1 protein-coding gene and 1 pseudogene are annotated in these 1,625 nt (G+C 41.6%); one reads left to right on the forward strand and one right to left on the reverse strand.

Going from position 1 to position 1,625, the window contains the following annotated elements; genetic code table 11:
• Nucleotides 1-604 precede the first annotated feature (604 nt).
• The gene (locus F6K53_RS40915) at nucleotides 605-760 is read right to left on the reverse strand and encodes a hypothetical protein (RefSeq protein ID WP_293085976.1); all 156 of its coding nucleotides are present in this window, start codon (nucleotides 758-760) and stop codon (nucleotides 605-607) included.
• Nucleotides 761-832: 72 nt separating this feature from the next.
• Here F6K53_RS40915 and F6K53_RS40920 point away from each other — a divergent pair.
• A pseudogene (locus F6K53_RS40920) lies at nucleotides 833-1,625 on the forward strand (transposase); the annotation flags it as partial.

The following is a 1,625-nucleotide window of genomic DNA, read 5'->3' on the forward strand; positions in this document are numbered from 1 at the left end:
CCATTGAATATCCACATCATAAGTAACTTAGGGGGAATAAATACCCCGGCTCGTTTTTCCGCCCTGGTCTCTCGTTTCTCTTCCCCGGTCGCCCCTGGGCAGGGCTTCGATACTCGCGCTTGATTTTTGATCAGGAAAATTCGTCACACGGATTTCTATATTGATTAACTGGATTATTGATGAACTAGATGACTATATTCCTTATTACCAATCAACTCAAAGATTTAGCGCGAGGGTTTTAGGAAGAGGAGATTGTGGCTTTAGCTGTCCGGCAAAATAAGCCCCACAACGAACATGCGCAGCATGAGTGTGGTCAGAAGTTACCGCAAGAATAGGGTCGCCTTTATAGTTGGCAGTCTGTGAGTTAATGGTTAAATCTTTTTGTACTAAGGCGACCCTATTCTAAGGTTTCATCTCTGGGATGAATTTTGCACAGGGTATGCACGGATCAAAGGATAGAGCTATCAATCTTCTAAGCAGTGATGATTGAGACATTCCGGAGACGAAACCTTAGAATAAAGAAGCTTTTATGGTTAGTCGTCTATGCATAAAAGAGGTGCGACCCGTGGCGAATTTAATTCGACGAAGAAGAGCGCACCTTTGGTTAAATCTTTGTGATTAAGGCTTCTTTATTCTTACGGTAACTTCGGCGTAGCCGACGCTTGGCCGTAGGCCACGCCAAAGGCGAACGCGAACAAACCATCCTTTTTGCTTCTTGTTCCAGTTGCCTCTTTTCAAAATCAGTAAGTCTAATTGTCATTTTTATTTTTTTAATTCTGACTGACTGGCGGGATATTATAATAGTAGCAGGTCGAGCATGGGAGAAGAACAGATGAGAGTCGCCTACCAGTACCGGTTAAAACCAACAAAAGAGCAAAAAGTAAAGATAGACCATTGGCTGTCTATGTTGTGTGCTCAATATAATTAATTGTTGGCAGATAGGTTCTCTTGGTACGAGCAAAATCGTTGTTCTATAAATGCTTGCACACTTGTCTGTCACCTTCCTCAATTAAGAGATAACCCAGGTTATTACAGCCAGAAAAAGACCCTACCAAATCTAAAGAAGACTCACCCCTGGTACAAGGTAATTCATTCTCAGGTACTTCAGGATTTAGTCAAGAGGGTAAAACTGGCTTTTGATAGATTCATCAAAGGTGATAGTAATGGAAAACGAAGTGGAAGACCCAGGTTTAAGAAGCTACACCGTTACCGTACCTTTACCTATCCCCAAATGAAAGAAGGGTGCCTGGAAGGGAATTTAATTAACCTCCCGAAGATAGGCAAAATAAAGGTTGTACTTCACCGCCCTATTCCTGCTGGGTTTAAAATCAAGACTGCCTCTATCACAAAAAAATGTGACGGCTATTATTTGGTTTTGTCTCTAGAAGACAAAACTGTCCCTGAGGTTAAGCCTGATATTAATCCTGACTCAATTATTGGTATAGATGTTGGTCTCAAGGATTTCTTGACCACTTCTCAAGGCGAAACTATTGAAATTCCTCAATATTATCGGAAATCTCAAAAACGCCTAAAAGTAATTCAGAAGCGGGTATCCCGACGAAAGAAGGGAGGTAGTAACAGATTTCAGGCTATTAAGCAGCTTGGAAAGCAGCATAAAAAGGTAG

Origin of the sequence: Moorena sp. SIO4A1 (assembly GCF_010672065.1) — a bacterium.
Classification (GTDB): domain Bacteria; phylum Cyanobacteriota; class Cyanobacteriia; order Cyanobacteriales; family Coleofasciculaceae; genus Moorena.

Excerpts from the sequence above, each read along its gene's own strand:
- F6K53_RS40915 (WP_293085976.1), bottom strand. The coding sequence starts at position 760 with ATGACAATTAGACTTACTGATTTTGAAAAGAGGCAACTGGAACAAGAA.